This window comes from Arthrobacter pityocampae, assembly GCF_002927275.1.
Classification (GTDB): domain Bacteria; phylum Actinomycetota; class Actinomycetes; order Actinomycetales; family Micrococcaceae; genus Arthrobacter_D; species Arthrobacter_D pityocampae.
This window is the reverse complement of record NZ_PRKW01000003.1, coordinates 107018-124000: the sequence shown is the minus strand read 5'-3', so window position 1 is coordinate 124000 and position 16983 is coordinate 107018. Positions and strand designations below refer to the sequence as shown.

The 16983-nt window shown below is 71.1% G+C and carries 16 protein-coding genes; 15 read left to right on the top strand and 1 reads right to left on the bottom strand.

From position 1 onward, the window contains the following. Nucleotides 1-2 precede the first annotated feature (2 nt). From C4K88_RS07060 to C4K88_RS07035, 6 genes are read left to right on the top strand one after another with little or no spacing between them, the layout of a single operon-like run. Complete coding sequence (locus tag C4K88_RS07060) at nucleotides 3-2135, top strand: acetyl/propionyl/methylcrotonyl-CoA carboxylase subunit alpha (RefSeq protein ID WP_104120940.1); 2133 nt, start codon at nucleotides 3-5, stop codon at nucleotides 2133-2135. Continuing rightward, the gene (locus C4K88_RS07055) at nucleotides 2132-3304 is read left to right on the top strand and encodes an acyl-CoA dehydrogenase family protein (RefSeq protein WP_104120939.1); all 1173 of its coding nucleotides are present in this window, start codon (nucleotides 2132-2134) and stop codon (nucleotides 3302-3304) included. The genes C4K88_RS07060 and C4K88_RS07055 overlap by 4 nt, the downstream gene beginning before the upstream one ends. A 54-nt stretch (nucleotides 3305-3358) precedes the next feature. Beyond that, a complete protein-coding gene (locus C4K88_RS07050) occupies nucleotides 3359-4150 on the top strand; it encodes a CoA transferase subunit A (RefSeq protein ID WP_104120938.1) in 792 nt (263 codons plus the stop codon). A gap of 2 nt (nucleotides 4151-4152) precedes the next feature. After that, complete coding sequence (locus C4K88_RS07045) at nucleotides 4153-4800, top strand: CoA transferase subunit B (RefSeq protein ID WP_104120937.1); 648 nt, start codon at nucleotides 4153-4155, stop codon at nucleotides 4798-4800. Continuing rightward, on the top strand, nucleotides 4797-5276 hold the full coding sequence (locus C4K88_RS07040; protein WP_104120936.1) for a MaoC family dehydratase: 480 nt from the start codon (nucleotides 4797-4799) through the stop codon (nucleotides 5274-5276). Before C4K88_RS07045 ends, C4K88_RS07040 begins: the two co-directional genes overlap by 4 nt. After that, nucleotides 5273-6097 carry an HpcH/HpaI aldolase/citrate lyase family protein gene (locus C4K88_RS07035; RefSeq protein ID WP_104120935.1) on the top strand — a complete coding sequence of 275 codons (825 nt, stop codon included), beginning with the start codon at nucleotides 5273-5275 and terminating at the stop codon, nucleotides 6095-6097. The genes C4K88_RS07040 and C4K88_RS07035 overlap by 4 nt, the downstream gene beginning before the upstream one ends. A 204-nt stretch (nucleotides 6098-6301) precedes the next feature. On the opposite strand, the gene C4K88_RS07030 is transcribed toward C4K88_RS07035, so the two are convergent. Continuing rightward, nucleotides 6302-7840 (bottom strand): HNH endonuclease signature motif containing protein, encoded by a 1539-nt coding sequence (locus C4K88_RS07030; protein WP_104120934.1) that lies wholly within the window; start codon nucleotides 7838-7840, stop codon nucleotides 6302-6304. A gap of 103 nt (nucleotides 7841-7943) precedes the next feature. Between C4K88_RS07030 and dxr the strand changes: the two genes are divergently transcribed. From dxr to C4K88_RS06985, 9 genes are all read left to right on the top strand, one after another. Next, nucleotides 7944-9218 carry a 1-deoxy-D-xylulose-5-phosphate reductoisomerase gene (gene dxr / locus C4K88_RS07025; RefSeq protein ID WP_104120933.1) on the top strand — a complete coding sequence of 425 codons (1275 nt, stop codon included), beginning with the start codon at nucleotides 7944-7946 and terminating at the stop codon, nucleotides 9216-9218. Further along, the gene (locus C4K88_RS07020; RefSeq protein WP_104120932.1) at nucleotides 9215-10558 is read left to right on the top strand and encodes a M50 family metallopeptidase; all 1344 of its coding nucleotides are present in this window, start codon (nucleotides 9215-9217) and stop codon (nucleotides 10556-10558) included. Before dxr ends, C4K88_RS07020 begins: the two co-directional genes overlap by 4 nt. Before the next feature lie 39 nt (nucleotides 10559-10597). Beyond that, nucleotides 10598-11203: a MarR family transcriptional regulator gene (locus C4K88_RS07015; protein WP_104120931.1), complete on the top strand. Its 606-nt coding sequence runs from the start codon at nucleotides 10598-10600 to the stop codon at nucleotides 11201-11203. Between the two features lie 160 nt (nucleotides 11204-11363). After that, nucleotides 11364-11810 (top strand): hypothetical protein, encoded by a 447-nt coding sequence (locus C4K88_RS07010; RefSeq protein ID WP_104120930.1) that lies wholly within the window; start codon nucleotides 11364-11366, stop codon nucleotides 11808-11810. A gap of 10 nt (nucleotides 11811-11820) precedes the next feature. Continuing rightward, nucleotides 11821-12111 carry a YciI family protein gene (locus tag C4K88_RS07005; RefSeq protein WP_104121278.1) on the top strand — a complete coding sequence of 97 codons (291 nt, stop codon included), beginning with the start codon at nucleotides 11821-11823 and terminating at the stop codon, nucleotides 12109-12111. Between the two features lie 99 nt (nucleotides 12112-12210). Continuing rightward, nucleotides 12211-13377 carry a flavodoxin-dependent (E)-4-hydroxy-3-methylbut-2-enyl-diphosphate synthase gene (gene ispG / locus C4K88_RS07000; RefSeq protein WP_104120929.1) on the top strand — a complete coding sequence of 389 codons (1167 nt, stop codon included), beginning with the start codon at nucleotides 12211-12213 and terminating at the stop codon, nucleotides 13375-13377. Then, a complete protein-coding gene (locus C4K88_RS06995) occupies nucleotides 13331-14233 on the top strand; it encodes a GNAT family N-acetyltransferase (protein ID WP_104120928.1) in 903 nt (300 codons plus the stop codon). The genes ispG and C4K88_RS06995 overlap by 47 nt, the downstream gene beginning before the upstream one ends. A gap of 133 nt (nucleotides 14234-14366) precedes the next feature. Then, nucleotides 14367-16166 (top strand): proline--tRNA ligase, encoded by a 1800-nt coding sequence (locus C4K88_RS06990; protein WP_104120927.1) that lies wholly within the window; start codon nucleotides 14367-14369, stop codon nucleotides 16164-16166. 2 nt (nucleotides 16167-16168) lie between these two features. Beyond that, nucleotides 16169-16981, top strand: coding sequence for a sulfite exporter TauE/SafE family protein (locus C4K88_RS06985; RefSeq protein WP_174705217.1), 813 nt, complete (start codon nucleotides 16169-16171; stop codon nucleotides 16979-16981). Nucleotides 16982-16983: the final 2 nt, after the last annotated feature.

Sequence of the window (16983 nt, the reverse complement as noted above, 5' to 3'; positions counted from 1 at the left end):
AGATGACTCCCAGCCCGATCCCGAGCCCCACCTCCAGCCCCGACCCGGCCGGCACGGCCGACTGGCCCTTCGACACCGTCCTGGTGGCCAACCGCGGGGAGATCGCCTGCCGCGTGATCCGGTCCATCCGTGCACTGGGCCTGCGGTCCGTCGCCGTGTACAGCGACGCCGACGCCGGCGCCCGGCACGTCCTCGAAGCGGACGTCGCCGTCCGGATCGGTGCCGCCGCGCCGTCGGAGAGCTACCTCTCCATCCCCGCCGTCGTGGACGCCTGCCGCCGCACCGGAGCCGGAGCCGTGCACCCCGGGTACGGGTTCCTCAGCGAGAACGCGGCCTTCGCCGACGCACTGCAGGAGGCCGGGATCGTCTTCATCGGACCGAGCGTCCACTCCCTCGACGTCATGGGCGACAAGATCCGGTCCAAGAACCACGTGGCCCGCTCCGGCGTGCCCGTGGTCCCGGGCATCGCCGAGCCGGGCCTGACCGACGAGGACCTCGTGCGCGCGGCCTCCGGCGTCGGCTTCCCGCTGCTCATCAAGCCCTCGGCCGGCGGTGGCGGCAAGGGCATGCACGTCGTCGACCGCGCCGAGGACCTCCGCGGGGTGCTCACCACGGCCCGCCGCGTGGCCGCCCGCGCCTTCGGTGACGACACCCTGTTCCTGGAACGGCTCATTACACGGCCCCGGCACATCGAGGTGCAGGTCCTCGCCGATGCCCACGGCACGGTGATCCACCTCGGCGAGCGCGAGTGCTCGCTGCAGCGCCGCCACCAGAAGGTCATCGAGGAGGCGCCGTCGCCCCTGCTCGATCCGGCCACGCGCCGGCGGATCGGTGAGGCCGCCTGCAACGCGGCGCGCAGTGTCGACTACACGGGCGCCGGGACGGTCGAGTTCCTCGTCTCCGATGCCGCCCCGGACGAGTTCTTCTTCATGGAGATGAATACGCGCCTGCAGGTGGAGCACCCGGTCACGGAGCTCGTCACCGGGGTGGATCTCGTTCAATGGCAGATCCGCGTCGCCGCGGGGGAGCGGCTGCCGCTCACCCAGGACGACGTCGTCCTCACCGGTCATGCGGTCGAGGCCCGCGTGTACGCCGAGAATCCGGAGGCGGGCTTCCTGCCGTCCACCGGTACCATCCTCGCGCTCGCGGAACCGGCGGGGGACGGGATCCGCGTGGACAGCTCGCTGCTGCCCGGCGGGACCGTCTCGTCGTCGTACGATCCGATGCTCGCGAAGGTGATCGCCTGGGGGACGGACCGTGCCCAGGCGCTCGACCGGCTCGATGCGGCGCTCGCCGGCACCGTGGTGCTCGGCGTGGACACCAACCTCGAGTACCTGCGCCTCCTGATCGGCGACGACGACGTGCGGGCCGGGCGGCTCGACACCACCCTGATCGAGCGGAAACTCCCCGCGCTCGCCTTCCGGCACGTCACGGCGCAGGATCTTGCGCTCGCCGCCGTCCTCCTCGTCGAGGCGTCGACGGCAGGACCGGCCGGTCCCGGGACCCGGAGCGGGTCCGCGTGGAGCCGCGGTGACGGTTTCCGCCTCGGCCCGGCGCGCCCGCGCACCGTCCCGCTCGAGTACGACGGCGGCACGGCGACCGTGTCGCTGCTGCGCGACGGCGCGGGATGGACGGCGACGGTCGACGACACCACGATCGCCGTCACGCTCTCCGGCACGGTCGAGCCCGGCGTGCCCGGCGTGCCCGGCGCGACCCTCGACGGCCTCCGGTCGCAGGCCCCGTATGCGGTCGACGGGGACACCGTCTGGCTCGGCGACGCCGGCTGGTCCACGCGCATCCGCCGGCCCGGCCGCCGTGAACTCGTCGACGCCGCCCGCTCGCGCATCCTGCGGGAGGAGGGCGCCGCGGACCCCCTGGTCCGCAGCCCCATGCCGGGGACGGTCGTGTCCGTCGCCGTCGTGGACGGCGCCACGGTCGAGGCCGGCGACGTCCTCGTCGCTGTCGAGGCCATGAAGATGGAACACCAGCTCACCGCCGGACTGTCCGGCGTCGTCCGCCTATCCCTCAAGCCCGGGGACCTCGTCAAGGCCCAGCAGATCGTCGCGACCATCGAGGCCGCCACTACATCCAATCCCGATACCACCTCCAGCACCACCGAAGGGAACGCAGCATGAACTTCGAACTGAGCGAGGAATACCAGAGCCTCGTGGACACCGTCCGCGAATTCGCCGACGAGGTGGTGGCCCCGGTCTCCGCCAAGCACGACGCCGAACACAGCTTCCCGTACGAGGTCGTCAAGCAGATGGGCGACATGGGCCTGTTCGGGCTCCCGTTCCCCGAGGAGTACGGCGGCATGGGCGGCGACTACTTCGCGCTGTGCCTGGCGCTCGAACAGCTGGCCCGCGTGGACCAGTCGGTCGCCATCACGCTCGAGGCCGGTGTCTCCCTCGGCGCCATGCCGGTCTACCGGTTCGGCACCGAGGAGCAGAAGCAGCAGTGGCTGCCGTCCCTCGCCTCGGGTTCGGCGCTGGGCGGCTTCGGCCTCACGGAGTCGGAGGCAGGGTCGGACGCCTCCGGCACCAAGACCACCGCGAAGCTCGAGGACGGCGCGGGCGGATCCGAGTGGGTCATCAACGGGACCAAGGAGTTCATCACCAACTCCGGCACCGACATCACCTCCCTCGTGACCGTCACCGCCGTCACGGGCACGTCCGAGCGGCCCGACGGCACGGTGAAGAAGGAGATCTCCACCATCCTCGTGCCCTCGGACACGCCAGGGTTCACCGCGGAAAAGGCCTACAACAAGGTGGGCTGGAACGCCTCCGACACGCACCCGCTCACCCTGAAGGACGTCCGCGTCCCGGAGGCGAACCTGCTCGGTACGCGCGGCCGCGGCTACGCCAACTTCCTGCAGATCCTCGACGAGGGCCGCATCGCCATCGCAGCGCTCGCCACCGGCGCGGCCCAGGGCTGCGTGGAGCAGTCCATCAGGTACGCCGGGGAGCGCAGGGCGTTCGGCAACACCATCGGCGCCTACCAGTCCATCCAGTTCAAGATCGCCCGCATGCAGGTCCGCGCCCACACCGCGCGCCTCGCCTACTACGACGCCGCCGCCCGCATGCTCGCCGGCAAGCCGTTCAAGACGCAGGCGTCCATCGCGAAGCTCGTGGCCGGCGAGGCCGCCATGGACAACGCCCGCGATGCGACACAGATCTTCGGCGGCTACGGGTTCATCAACGAGTTCGTGGTGTCCAGGCACTACCGTGATTCGAAGATCCTCGAGATCGGCGAGGGGACCACGGAGGTCCAGCTCATGCTCATCGCGAGGGAGCTCGGCCTCTAGCACCATCCAGCCGTCGGTCCATCCAGCAGGCAGCGGCGACACGAAGGAGAAGCAGTGATCAACAAGGTGGTTGGCAGCGCGGCGGAGGCCGTGGCGGACATTCGCGACGGCGCGTCGCTCGCGGTCGGCGGGTTCGGCCTCTGCGGCATCCCGGCGACCCTCATCGAGGCCCTGCACGCCCAGGGGACGGCGGAGCTCGAGACGGTGAGCAACAACTGCGGGGTGGACGACTGGGGCCTCGGCATCCTGCTGTCCGACCACCGCATCCGCCGGACCATCAGCTCCTACGTGGGCGAGAACAAGGAGTTCGCCCGCCAGTACCTCTCCGGCGAACTCGAGGTGGAGCTCACGCCGCAGGGCACACTCGCCGAGAAGCTGCGCGCAGGGGGTGCGGGCATCCCGGCGTTCTACACGACGGCGGGCGTGGGCACCCAGGTCAGCGAGGGCGGTCTGCCGCAGCGCTACGACGCGTCAGGCAACGTCACGCAAGCCTCCAAGCCCAAGGAGGTGCGGTCCTTCGACGGCGTCGACTACGTCCTGGAGGAGTCCGTGCGGCCGGACTACGCGCTCGTGCATGCGTGGAAGGGCGACCGCCACGGCAACCTCGTCTTCCACGCGACCGCCATGAACTTCAACCCGCTGTGCGCCCAGGCGGGCCGCATCACCATCGCGGAGGTGGAGGAACTCGTGGAGCCCGGTGAACTCGACCCCGCGCAGGTCCACACGCCCGGCATCTTCGTCCAGCGCGTCGTCGTCGCCCCCGACCCCGAGAAGCGCGTCGAGAAGCGGACCGTCTCGCTCGCTGCGCCCTCCTCGTCCTCCGCGCCCGCCTCCGAAGGAGCCTGACCATGGCACTGACACGCAACGAGCTCGCCGCGAGGGTGGCCCAGGAGCTCGAGAACGGCCAGTACGTGAACCTGGGCATCGGCATGCCGACGCTGATCCCCAACTACATCCCCGACGGCGTCGAGGTGGTGCTGCACTCGGAGAACGGCATCCTCGGGGTGGGGCCGTACCCGGCGGAGGACGCCGTCGATCCCGACCTCATCAATGCCGGCAAGGAGACCGTGACCGCCAACGCCGGGGCGGCGTTCTTCGACTCGGCGTCCTCGTTCGGCATGATCCGCGGCGGGCACGTCGACGTCGCGGTGCTCGGAGCCATGGAGGTGGCGCGCAACGGAGATCTCGCCAACTGGATGGTGCCCGGCAAGATGGTCAAGGGCATGGGCGGCGCCATGGACCTCGTCTTCGGGGCCAAGCGGGTGATCGTCATGATGGAGCACGTGGACCGCGCCGGGCGGCCGAAGATCGTCGAATCCTGCTCCCTGCCGCTGACCGGCAAGGGCTGTGTGGACAGGATCATCACGGACCTCGCGGTCATCGACGTCGAACCCGACGGACTCGTGCTCCGCGAGACGGCACCCGGCGTGACCATCGACGACGTCGTCGCGGCCACCGGCGCACCGCTGCGGGTGGAGCGCGGGGGAGAGGCGTGATCGAGCAGCGCGGCCTGTACTTCGACGAGCTCGAGGTCGGGGCCGTGTACGCGCACCGGCCAGGCCGCACACTCACGGAGGCGGACAACGTCCTGTTCACCACGCTCACCATGAACACGCAGGCGCTGCACCTGGACGCGGCGTGGTCCGCGGGCCAGCCGTTCGGGCAGCGGCTCGTGAACTCGATGCTGACCCTGGCGACGCTCGTGGGGCAGTCCGTCTCCCAGCTGACGCAGGGCACCATCGTGGCGCAGCTCGGGCTCACCGACGTCGCGTTCCCGAAGCCGCTCTTCCACGGCGACACCCTCTACACGGAGACCGAGATCACCGGTGTACGGCCGTCCTCGTCCCGGCCCGGGCAGGGCGTCGTCTCGATGGCCCACACCGGGCGCAACCAGCACGGTGACGTCGTGGCGACGGCGACCCGCAGCGTCCTCATGTGGTCCTCGACGGCGCCCCGGGACGGACTGGCATGAGCGGTATCGTGCTGGGTCCCGCACTGCTGTTCTGCCCGGCGGACCGTCCGGAACGCTACGGGAAGGCGGCGGAGCGCTCCGACACCGTGATCCTCGACCTGGAGGACGCCGTCGCGCCCGCGGCCAAGGCGTCCGCGCGGGAGGCGCTCGCCGCGTCCGCGCTCGACCCGGAGCGCACCGTGGTGCGCGTGAACCCCGTGGGGACACCCGACTTCGCGCTCGACTGCGACGCCGTGCGTGGCACGTCCTACCGCACGGTCATGCTCGCCAAGACGGAGTCGTCCGACGACGTCGCCGCCGTCCGGGCGGCCCTCGGCGACGTGGACATCGTTGCCCTGTGCGAGACCGCGCGCGGTGTCGTGAACGCCGTGGACATCGCCCGCGCCGACGGCGTCAGCGCGCTGATGTGGGGCGCGGAAGACCTCGTGGCGTCCCTCGGAGGTACCTCGAGCCGACGGCCCGACGGCGCCTACCGTGCGGTGGCCCTCCAGGCGCGCTCGCAGGTGCTCCTCGCGGCGGGCGCGGCGGATCGGCTCGCCATCGACGCCGTGTACGTGGACATCAGTGACCTCGACGGTCTCGCGGCGGAGGCCGACGACGCCGTCGCTTCGGGCTTCGCGGCGAAGGCCTGCATCCACCCCGGCCAGGTCGCCACGGTGCGGGCAGCGTTCGCCCCCGTCGAAGCCGACGTCCAATGGGCGCGGGCACTCCTCGCGGCGGCCGAGAACGAGCGAGGGGTCTTCACCTATGACGGGCGGATGGTGGACGAGCCGATCCTCCGGCACGCGCGAAGCGTCCTGAGACGGGTGTCCGGCGGCTGAGACCCACCATGCGCTCAGGGTCCTGGCCCGGGCGTCGGGGTGCTCGCCCGGCCGCTGAGCCGAGCGATGCCTTCTGCGCCTTGACCCGGGCGCCGGGGAGCTGAGCTCGGGCGTCGGGGTGCTGAGCCCGGCCGCTGAGCCGAGCGATGCCTTCCGTGCCCTGGCCCGGGCGCCGGGGAGCTGAGTCGAATGTCCTGCCGCGTCTCAGAAGGGCGGCGGGTCGTCCGCATCGGGCCCTCGCTCAGAACACATCGCCGTCTCGAGCTCTCGCAGGATGCGTGTGGTCGCGGACGAATCGGCGTCGCCGGGCGGTGGTTCGGGAGGCGTCGAATACGTCCGGCCACCCGGCGACAGCCACCTCAGACCGCCGTCCGGATCGGGGCTCGGTGTCCAGTCGGTCTGATGCTTCAGCATGTGGTGGCGCCTGCAGACCGGGTAGAGGTTGGTCGCGCTCGTGGAACCGTCGTCGGCCCAGGCCAGCAGATGATCCAGGTCGCAGCGGCTCGCTGCGCGGGAGCAGCCGTAGAAGCTGCACGTCTTCTCCCGGAGCTGGACCCAGGTCCGCAGGTCCTCGCTCGGGCGGTAGCGGGTCCGGTCCAGGCCGAGCACCGCCCCCGTGTACGGATGCGTGAGCAGGCGCAGCCACGAGGTGGCGTCCGCTGCCAGTCGACGGGCCGCATCGGCCGGGATCGGGCCGTAGCCCTCCAGCTCGGCCGGCTCGTCGGTGAGCCCCATCAGCGAGAACACCGGGACGGTCACCACGATCTTCGCCACCGAAGACCGCACGCCCTGGCACGCGCCGCCGCCCCCGGAGCTCCCGCAACGGCAGGGCCCTCCGGCGGAAGGATCCGCACACCCGGGCCCACCGCCGCCGAGCAGCATGTCCGCCAGGACGTCGGCCCGCAGTTGGGGGAGCGTCCGCGGATCATCACCACTCTGCAGGGAACGGGCCAGGGCGTCCACCGACGTATGGACGGCGAGTGCCTGCTCCGCCGGCAGGTAGGCGCTCAGCCACGCCATGCCGTCGCGGTCGGGCTCGAAGACGACGCACCGGTCGGCCGCCGCCCGGACCCGGCGGGCAGTCACCGTCTCCGGGTGGAGCTTCTCCCGCAGCCGTCGGCACCGCGCCGTGAGCCTCGGGCGGTTCAGCTGTCCTGCCACCGTGAGGATCTCGGCTTCGAAGCCGGACACGGCTTCATCGGGGAGGGTGCGGGACTGCTCCACGATGACCGACGCCCGCCCCGGGCAGATCTCTCCCTTCTCGAGGGCCGCCAGCGTGTTCGTGAGCGCACCGGTCAACGCCAGTGACTCCGAGACGACCCGTGCGGCGGAGCCTTCGGACTGCTTGAGCAGCGCTGCGGTCTCGGCGACGGTCTCGGTGAACGCCAGGGAGGAGGCCGGCCCCGACCAGGAGTGGTGGTCCGGATTGCTGAAACTATGGACCCGCGCGATCAGGCGGGCACGCTGCGCAGCTGCCCAGGACGCCAGCCGGTCCGCGGCCCGCAGCAGGTCGAGCGTGGACGCGAGGCCGGAAGGCTCGATGGCGCCGGACGCCGCTGCCTGCAGGGACCCGACCAGGCCGTACGGCGAGGCGTCCTCGATGCGCCCCCGGGCGTACTCGTCGACGCCGTCGTCGTTGAACTCCCCGTCCGACCCGAGGATCTCCTCGAACGCATCCGCAGGCCAGCCCTCGGTCGCCTCACGATAGGCGTCCTCGATGGTCAGCATCGCCGGTCCCTCCATGGTCTCATTCCATCACCCGGCACTGACAGAACAAGAGGCCCGAAAGACCACCGAGAACGCCGCAGGGAGCACGAGCGCCGGCAGTCTGCGGGATACTGGGGCCATGGATTTCAGCAACCCCACCCGCGGACATCGGCGCGTCATCGTTCTCGGCTCCACCGGTTCGGTCGGCACCCAGGCACTCGACGTGATCGCGGCCGCGCCGGACCGGTTCAGCGTCGCCGGACTCACCGCAGGCGGACGGAACCTCGACCTCCTCGCCCGCCAGGCCGTCGCCGTCCGGGCCCCCGCCGTCGGCGTCGCATCCGGCACGGAAGCCGACCTCGAGCACGCCATCTCCCGGGCCGCCGACGACGCCGGCGTCACCGGCTACGCCCCGCACCTGTTCGCCGGCGACCGCGCCGCAGCGGACGTCGCCGCCTGGCCGGACGCCGACGTCGTGCTCAACGCGATCACCGGGTCGATCGGTCTCGAGCCCACCCTCGCCGCCCTCGGCGCCGGGCATCTGCTCGCGCTCGCCAACAAGGAGTCGCTGATCGCCGGGGGAGCCCTCGTGCGTGCGGCGGCCGCCCCTGGGCAGCTCGTGCCGGTCGACTCCGAGCACTCGGCCATCGCGCAGGCACTCCGCGGCGGGACGGCGGACGAGGTGGACCGCCTCATCCTCACGGCCTCCGGCGGTCCGTTCCGCGGCATGACCCGCGCGCAGCTGCAGCACGTGACGCCCAGCCAGGCTGTCGCCCACCCCACCTGGGACATGGGCCGCGTGATCAGCACCAACTCGGCGTCCATGGTGAACAAGGCCCTCGAGCTGGTGGAGGCGCACCTGCTCTTCGACATCCCGCTGGATCGCATCGACGTCGTGGTGCACCCGCAGTCCATGATCCACTCGATGGTCCAGTTCGTGGACGGGTCCACCCTGGCGCAGGCGTCACCGCCCGACATGCGCCTCCCCATCGCCCTCGGCATGGGCTGGCCGTTCCGCGTGCCGGGTTCGGCGCGGGCGTGCGACTGGAGCCGCCCCGAGGAGTGGACCTTCGAACCGCTCGACGACGACGCCTTCCCCGCCGTCGCGCTCGCGAAGCGGGCCGCGGCCGAGGGCGGCACCCGGATGGCCGTCTACAACGCGGCGAACGAGGAAGCCGTGGAGGCGTTCCACAGCGGGGTCCTAGGGTTCACTGACATCGTGGACACGGTCGCCGCGGTCGTCGAGGAGCAGCGCGCCCAGGACACGGGTGCCGCCCCCGGCGAACTCACCCTCGACGCCGTCCTCGCGGCGGAGCGCTGGGCACGGCGGAGCGCCCGTGTCCGTTGTGCGCTCGAGGAGTCGCCCCTGCCGGAGCGTGCGGGGGACATGCAAGACCAGAAGGAAACGCTGTGACCGTTCTGCTGTTCATCGTCGGAGTGCTGTTCGTCGTCGTCGGGATCGCGGCGTCGATCGCGCTGCACGAGGTGGGCCACCTGGTACCCGCGAAACTCTTCCGGGTCCGCGTCACCCAGTACATGGTCGGCTTCGGGCCCACCGTCTGGTCGAGGCGCCGCGGCGAGACCGAGTACGGCCTCAAGGCCATCCCGGCCGGCGGCTACGTGGCCATGGTGGGCATGTTCCCGCCCCCGACGTCGGAGGCCGACGCCGTCCGCCAGTCCAGCACGGGCGTCTTCCAGCAACTCTCCAACGACGCGCGCCGGGCCGCCGCCGAACAGCTGCAGCCCGGCGACGAGGACCGCGTGTTCTATCGGCTGCCCATCTGGAAGCGCATCATCATCATGCTCGGCGGGCCGCTGATGAACCTGATCATCGGGACCGTCCTCTTCGCGGTCCTCATCATGGGCTTCGGCACCGCGCAGGCCACCACCACGGTCTCCGAGGTGTACCGCTGCGTGGTCCCCGCCAGCCAGCAGGTGGCCACCAACCAGACCGACTGCGGACCCGACGACCCTGCCGCCCCCGCCTTCCAGGCAGGCCTGCAACCGGGGGACCGCGTCGTCGCCTTCGACGGCCGGGAGGTCACCGACTGGGACGAGCTGTCCGGCTGGATCCGCGACGCCGCCGGACGCGAGGTCGCCATCTCCTACGTCCGCGACGGCGAGAGAATCGACTCCACGATCACGCCCCTGCTGACGGAACGGCCCGTCCCGGCGGAGGACGGCACGGCAGCGGTCGACGACGACGGCACCGCGCTCACCCAGGAGGTCGGCTTCATCGGCGTCGGGTCCACGCAGGAGCTCGTGCCCCAGCCGGCCACCGAGGTGCTGCCCGCCGTCGGGGACTCGCTCGCGAGCGTGGCCGGCGTGGTGGTGAATCTGCCGCAGCGCGTGGTTGAGGTGGGCCAGGCGGCGTTCTCCGACGCACCGCGCGATCCCGAGGGCCCCATCAGCGTCGTCGGCGTCGGCCGGATCGCCGGGGAGGTCTCCGCGATGGAGGAGATCCCCGTCGCCTCCCGCGCGGCGACCCTCATCGGGCTCGTCGCCGGCGTGAATCTCGCCCTGTTCGTGTTCAACCTGATCCCGCTCCTGCCGCTCGACGGCGGGCACGTGGCCGGAGCGCTGTGGGAGGGGCTCCGCCGCGGCATCGCGCGCCTGTTCAAGCGACCCGATCCGGGCCCGTTCGACATGGCGAAGCTGCTGCCCCTCACGTACGCCGTCGCGATCCTCCTGATGGGCATGGGCGTCCTGCTGATCTACGCCGACATCGTGAAGCCCGTCGATCTCTTCGGCTGATCGGTTGTAAATCGAATTTCAACCTCATACGGTTGAAGAATGTTCGTGCTCACCATCGACCAGGCCGCCAGTCGGACTTCCCCGGACCGCATCCCCGAGCTCCTGGAGCTCCTGCGGCCGGTCCGCACCGTCCTCCCGTGGGAACGCTCGGTGGGGGACGAGGCGCAGGGCGTCCTGGCCGATCCGGCCGACGTCGTCGACGCCACGCTGCTCTGCATCCGCGCAGGCGGCTGGTACGTGGGGATCGGCATCGGCGGCGTCGAGGAGCCCCTTCCGCCCTCTCCCCGGGAGGGCCGGGGATCCGCCTTCATCGCCGCCCGGACGGCCGTGGACCGGGCCAAGAGGACCGGTGACCGTGCGCCGCTGGCCGTCGAGGGTCCGGACGGCCGCGCCGACGTCGCTGCCGAAGCCGAAGGCGTGCTCGCACTGCTCGGCCGGCACGTCCTGGGCCGCTCCGAGGCGGAGTGGCGCATCCTCGATCTCCTGCAGCCCGGCGAGCGCGGCACGCAGACCGCCGTCGCACGGACCCTCGGCATCAGCCCGCAGGCCGTGAGCAAGGCGGCCGCCCGTGCGGCCTGGCACGAGGAGCGCGCGGTCCGGAACGCAGCCGCACGCCTCCTGGCCTGGACCGACCGGCAGGGCTGAGGCACGTCACGCGACGAGAGGCCACAGAAGACCGCCGGAACGCCCTCTCGACGCCGACGCGCATGGCTCCCCGCCGCGCTGCGCTCCGACGGGGGTGGCGTGCGGTAGACATGACGGACGACGGTGAGCGGCACGGTCGGGGACGGCTGGGGAGGTATCGGTGGAGGCACTGTGGATCGCGGTGGCCGTCGTCGTCGCGGGCGGCCTGGGCTCGCCCGTCACCAGACTCGTGCTGCGCCTGGCGCGATCGGTGGACACCGCGGAACGGCGCCGGGAACTCCTCGAGCCCGCGGACCAGCCGCAGCTCGAGATGCCGGAGCCGCCTGCCCATCCACCGCAGGCGCCGATCGACGCCCTGCCTCCCGGGGTGCTCCGCGGCGGGCTGGTCATCGGCGTGCTCGAGCGCCTCGCCGTGACCGTCGCCATCCTCGGCGGCCAGCCCGTCGCCATCGCCTACGTCGTGGCGGTCAAGGCCCTCGGACGCTATGCCGAGCTGAAGGAGACCCCCGCCGCGGCGGAGCGGTTCATCATCGGCACACTGACGTCCCTGCTGTGGGCGGCCAGCGTCGCGACCGTCGTCAAGGTCTACCTGCTGGGAGTCACGTAGGGTGAAACCCATGAGTATCTTCGCTGTCGAGTACGTCTACAACCCCGACCACGACCACCTCCGTGCCGAGCACCGCCCGGCGCACCGCCAGTGGCTCGAAGGACTCGTCGGCGACGGCCGCGTCCTCGCGTCGGGCCCCTTCGCCGACGGCACGGGCGCGCTCCTGCTCTTCGCCTCCGCCACCGAGGCCGACCTCCACCAGCTCGTGAGCGAGGACCCGTTCGCGCAGGCGGGAGCGATCTCCGCCGTCAAGACCACCGCATGGAATCCCGTGATCGGGGCCTTCCGGGACCTCGTGTGAGCTCCGTCCCGCCAGGACGCCGCAGCGTCCCGCCGGGTGGATAATGAGAGTACGTATGTCGTCACGAGCGCGGCCAGGGCCGCCAGCATGGAGGAAGTTTTGACCTCGGTCAACCTAGGAATGCCAGCAGCACCGCCGCCCGTCCTCGCTCCCCGGCGCAAGACCCGCCAGATCAAGGTCGGCTCGGTGGGGGTCGGATCCGATTCCCCGATCAGCATCCAGTCGATGACGACGACGCCGACCACGGACATCAACGCGACCCTGCAACAGATCGCGGAGCTCACCGCCACCGGCTGTGACATCGTCCGCGTCGCCTGCCCCTCGGCGGACGACGCCGCGGCACTGCCGATCATCGCCAAGAAGTCGCAGATCCCGGTGATCGCGGACATCCACTTCCAGCCGAAGTACGTGTATGCCGCGATCGACGCCGGCTGCGCGGCGGTCCGCGTGAATCCGGGCAACATCCGCAAGTTCGACGACCAGGTCAAGCAGATCGCCGACGCCGCCAAGGCTGCCGGCACCTCGATCCGCATCGGCGTCAACGCCGGATCGCTCGATCCCCGCATCATGGAGAAGTACGGGAAGGCCACCCCCGAGGCGCTCGTCGAATCGGCCGTCTGGGAGGCGTCCCTGTTCGAGGAGCACGACTTCCACGACTTCAAGATCTCCGTGAAGCACAACGACCCCGTGATCATGGTCCGGGCGTACGAGCTCCTGGCCGAGCGCGGCGACTGGCCCCTGCACCTCGGCGTGACCGAGGCCGGGCCGGCCTTCCAGGGCACCATCAAGTCCGCCACCGCCTTCGGTGCGCTCCTGTCCAAGGGCATCGGCGACACCATCCGCGTCTCCCTCTCCGCGCCGCCGGTGGAGGAGATCAAGGTGGGCAACCAGATCCTCCAGTCCCTCAACCTGCGCCCCCGCAAGCTCGAGATCGTGTCCTGCCCGTCCTGCGGCCGTGCGCAGGTGGACGTCTACACCCTCGCCGAGGAGGTGACCGCCGGTCTCGAAGGCATGGAGGTCCCGCTGCGCGTCGCCGTCATGGGCTGCGTCGTCAACGGACCCGGCGAGGCCCGCGAGGCCGATCTCGGCGTCGCCTCCGGCAATGGCAAAGGCCAGATCTTCGTCCGCGGAGAAGTCATCAAGACCGTCCCCGAGGACCAGATCGTCGAGACCCTGATCGAGGAAGCCATGCGGCTCGCGGAGGAGATGGGGGAGGCTGATGGCGAAACTGCTGGCCAGGGTGGCCCCATGGTTACCGTTAGCTAGGCCCCAGCCCGATCCGGAAGGGCCGTGGTCCTTCCGGGTGCTCGGCGAGGCCGACACCCCGGATCTCTGGACCCTCGTCAACGCGGACCCCGTGGCCAACGTCTTCGTCGCCTCGCACCTCGAGGCCACGCGCAGCGCCGCGCCGTCGTTCGCCGGCGGCGAGGTGATCGGGATGTTCCGCCACCACGAGCTCCGCGCCGCCTGCTGGGCAGGCGTGAACCTCGTGCCGGTCGGCGTGACGGACGAGACCGGCGCCATCTTCGGCGACCACCTCGGCCGGTCCGGCCGCACCTTCTCCTCGATCTTCGGCCTGTCCGAAGGCGTGATGGACCTGTGGTCCACGCTCGAGGACTACAGCGCCGAACCCTTCGACGTCCGGCCCACCCAGCCCCTCATGGCCATCGACACGGACCCCCTCATCACCCCGGCGCCGGATCTGCGCTTCACCCGCCCCCATGAGCTGGACCGGCTCCTGCCCGCCTGTGCCGCGATGTTCGAGGAGGAAGTGGGCTACTCGCCGTTCATCGGCGGCTCCGACCACTACCGCCGGCGGGTCGCCTCGCTGATCGGCCGCCGACACTCGCTGGCCGCGTTCGACGACGACGGCACCGTGATCTTCAAGGCCGAACTCGGCACCGTGTCCTCCCAGGCCGTCCAGGTGCAGGGCGTCTGGGTGCACCCCGACCACCGCGGCAAGGGACTCAGCGCCGCCTACATGGCCGGCGTCGTCGTCGCCGCCCGATCGCTGGCGCCCACCGTGAGCCTCTACGTGAACTCCTACAACGCCCGTGCCATCGCCGCGTACAAGCGCGTGGGCTTCGAACAGATCGACACGTTCGCGACGATCCTCTTCTGAGGAGGGCGCCGGCGCGCAGGGCCGACGGCGGCGGGGTGCACCCTCCCCGGGCAGTACAGCTAGATTGGTACCTGTTGTTTCCCGCCGGACGGCGGGGGAGTGAAGCGCCCGATGAATACGAACGGACACCCGCGTGGTCTTACGACTCTCGACCCTTTTCCTGCGCACCCTGCGTGAAGACCCCGCCGACGCCGAGGTCGCCAGCCACCGCCTCCTCGTGCGGGCCGGCTACATCCGGCGTGCGGCCCCCGGCATCTACAGCTGGCTGCCCCTGGGCCTGAAGGTCCTCGCGCGGGTGGAGGGCATCATCCGCGAGGAGATGGAGGCCATGGGCGCCCAGGAGGTCCACTTCCCGGCACTGCTGCCCCGGGAGCCCTACGAGGCCACGAACCGTTGGACCGAGTACGGCGAGGGTCTCTTCCGGCTCCAGGACCGCAAGGGCGCGGACTACCTCCTGGCGCCCACGCACGAGGAGATGTTCACACTCCTCGTCAAGGACCTGTACAGCTCGTACAAGGACCTGCCGCTGAGCCTGTTCCAGATCCAGACCAAGTACCGCGACGAGGCCCGCCCCCGCGCCGGGCTCCTCCGGGGCCGCGAGTTCATCATGAAGGACTCCTACTCCTTCGACATCGACGACGAGGGGCTCGAGGCCAGCTACCAGCTCCACCGGGCGGCCTACCTGCGCATCTTCGAGCGCCTGGGCCTCGAGGTCATCCCCGTGACGGCGACCGCCGGCGCGATGGGCGGCTCGAAGAGCGAGGAGTTCCTGCACCCCACGCCCATCGGCGAGGACACCTTCGTCCAGTCGGCCGGCGGGTACACCGCGAACGTGGAGGCCGTCACCACCGTGGCCCCCGACGCCATCGACTACACCGACGCCCCGGCCGCCGAGGTGCTGGACACCCCGGACACGCCGACCATCGAGACGCTCGTGGCGAGTGCCGCCACGGTGGCCCCCCGCGAGGACCGTCCCTGGACGGCCGCGGACACCCTGAAGAACGTCGTCCTCGCCGCCGTCCTGCCCACCGGCGAGCGCGAGATCGTCGTCGTCGGCGTCCCCGGCGACCGCACCGTGGACCTCAAGCGCATCGAGGCGAACATCGCCGGCCACCTCGAGACCGGCGGGGAGGTGGCCGTCGAGGCCGCCACCGACGACGACCTGAAGAAGCACCCGGGACTCGTCAAGGGGTACATCGGCCCGGGCCTGACGACGGACGCGGCCGTCCTCGGCGCCGAGTCCGTCACGGGCCTGCGCTACCTCGTGGACCCCCGCGTGGTCAGCGGCTCCGCGTGGATCACCGGCGCCAACGAGCACGGCAAGCACGTCTTCGGGCTCATCGCCGGCCGCGACTTCACCTGGGACGGCGTCGTCGAGGCCGTCGAGGTGCGCGAGGGCGACGAGGCGCCCGACGGTTCGGGACCGCTGGTCGCGGCCCGCGGCATCGAGATGGGCCACATCTTCCAGCTCGGGCGGAAGTACGCCGATGCGCTGGGCCTGAAGGTCCTCGACCGCAACGGCAAGCTCGCCACGGTGACCATGGGCTCCTACGGCGTCGGCGTCACGCGCGCCCTGGCCGCCCTCGCGGAAGCGAACCACGACGACCGCGGCATCATCTGGCCGCGTAACGTCGCCCCCGCCGACGTGCACCTCGTCGCCACCGGCAAGGGGACCGAGGTGTTCGAGGCGGCCGAGAAGCTGGCGGCGGAGCTGGAGTCCTCCGGCCTGACCGTGCTGTACGACGACCGCCCCAAGGTCTCCCCGGGCGTGAAGTTCGGCGACGCCGAACTCATCGGCGTGCCCACGATCGTCGTCGTCGGGCGCGGTCTCGCGGACGGCGTGCTCGAGGTCAAGGACCGCCGCACGGGCGAGGCGCAGAACGTGGCCGTGGACGAGGCCGTTCCGCTGCTGCGCGAACTCACCGCGCACTGACCTTGGCGGGTTCGGGACTCGAGGAGCTGCACCTCGCCACGATCCTGCTGGTGCTCGTCGCCGGGTTCGCGGCCGGCTGGGTGGACGCCGTCGTCGGCGGGGGTGGCCTGCTGCAGCTGCCGGCGCTGCTCCTCGTGCCCGGCATCGCCCCCGTGGAGGCCCTGGCCACCAACAAGATGGGGTCCATCTTCGGGACGACGACCAGCGCCGTCACCTACTACCGCCGCGCCCACCCGGACCTGCGGACGGCGCTGCCCATGGCGGGGGTGGCCCTCGTGGGCAGCTTCGGCGGGGCCGTCCTCGCGTCGTCGCTGCCGTCGTCGGTCTTCAAGCCGATCATCGTCGTCGCGCTGGTCGGGGTGGCGGTGTTCACCGCCCTGAAGCCCACCGTCGGGACGCTCACGAAGCTGCGGTACCAGGGTGCACGGCACTACGCGACGGCGTGCGCGATCGGGCTCGTCATCGGGTTCTACGACGGACTGATCGGCCCTGGTACCGGATCCTTCCTGATCATCGCGATGGTCACGCTCCTGGGCTACAACTTCCTCGGCGCGAGTGCGAAGGCCAAGATCGTGAACATGGCCACCAACCTCGGGGCCCTGATGTTCTTCCTGCCCAGCGGCGCCCTCCTGTGGGGCCTCGGGCTGCTGCTCGGCGTCGCGAACATGGCCGGCGGCTACACCGGGTCGCGGATGGCCATCAGCCAGGGCAGCCGCTTCATCCGGATCGTGTTCCTCCTCGTCGTCGGCGCCCTGATCGTGAAGCTCGGCTACGACGTGTGGGTCGAGAACGTCCGCCCGCTCGTGGACGGCTGACG

Bases quoted from the DNA above. Each gene is read 5' to 3' on its own strand.
- C4K88_RS07045 (WP_104120937.1), top strand. From the start codon at position 4,153: ATGGCACTGACACGCAACGAGCTCGCCGCGAGGGTGGCCCAGGAGCTC.
- C4K88_RS07035 (WP_104120935.1), top strand. From the start codon at position 5,273: ATGAGCGGTATCGTGCTGGGTCCCGCACTGCTGTTCTGCCCGGCGGAC.
- C4K88_RS07005 (WP_104121278.1), top strand. From the start codon at position 11,821: ATGAGTATCTTCGCTGTCGAGTACGTCTACAACCCCGACCACGACCAC.
- C4K88_RS07055 (WP_104120939.1), top strand. From the start codon at position 2,132: ATGAACTTCGAACTGAGCGAGGAATACCAGAGCCTCGTGGACACCGTC.
- C4K88_RS07015 (WP_104120931.1), top strand. From the start codon at position 10,598: ATGTTCGTGCTCACCATCGACCAGGCCGCCAGTCGGACTTCCCCGGAC.
- C4K88_RS07060 (WP_104120940.1), top strand. From the start codon at position 3: ATGACTCCCAGCCCGATCCCGAGCCCCACCTCCAGCCCCGACCCGGCC.
- C4K88_RS07030 (WP_104120934.1), bottom strand. From the start codon at position 7,840: ATGGAGGGACCGGCGATGCTGACCATCGAGGACGCCTATCGTGAGGCG.
- C4K88_RS06995 (WP_104120928.1), top strand. From the start codon at position 13,331: ATGGCGAAACTGCTGGCCAGGGTGGCCCCATGGTTACCGTTAGCTAGG.
- dxr (WP_104120933.1), top strand. From the start codon at position 7,944: ATGGATTTCAGCAACCCCACCCGCGGACATCGGCGCGTCATCGTTCTC.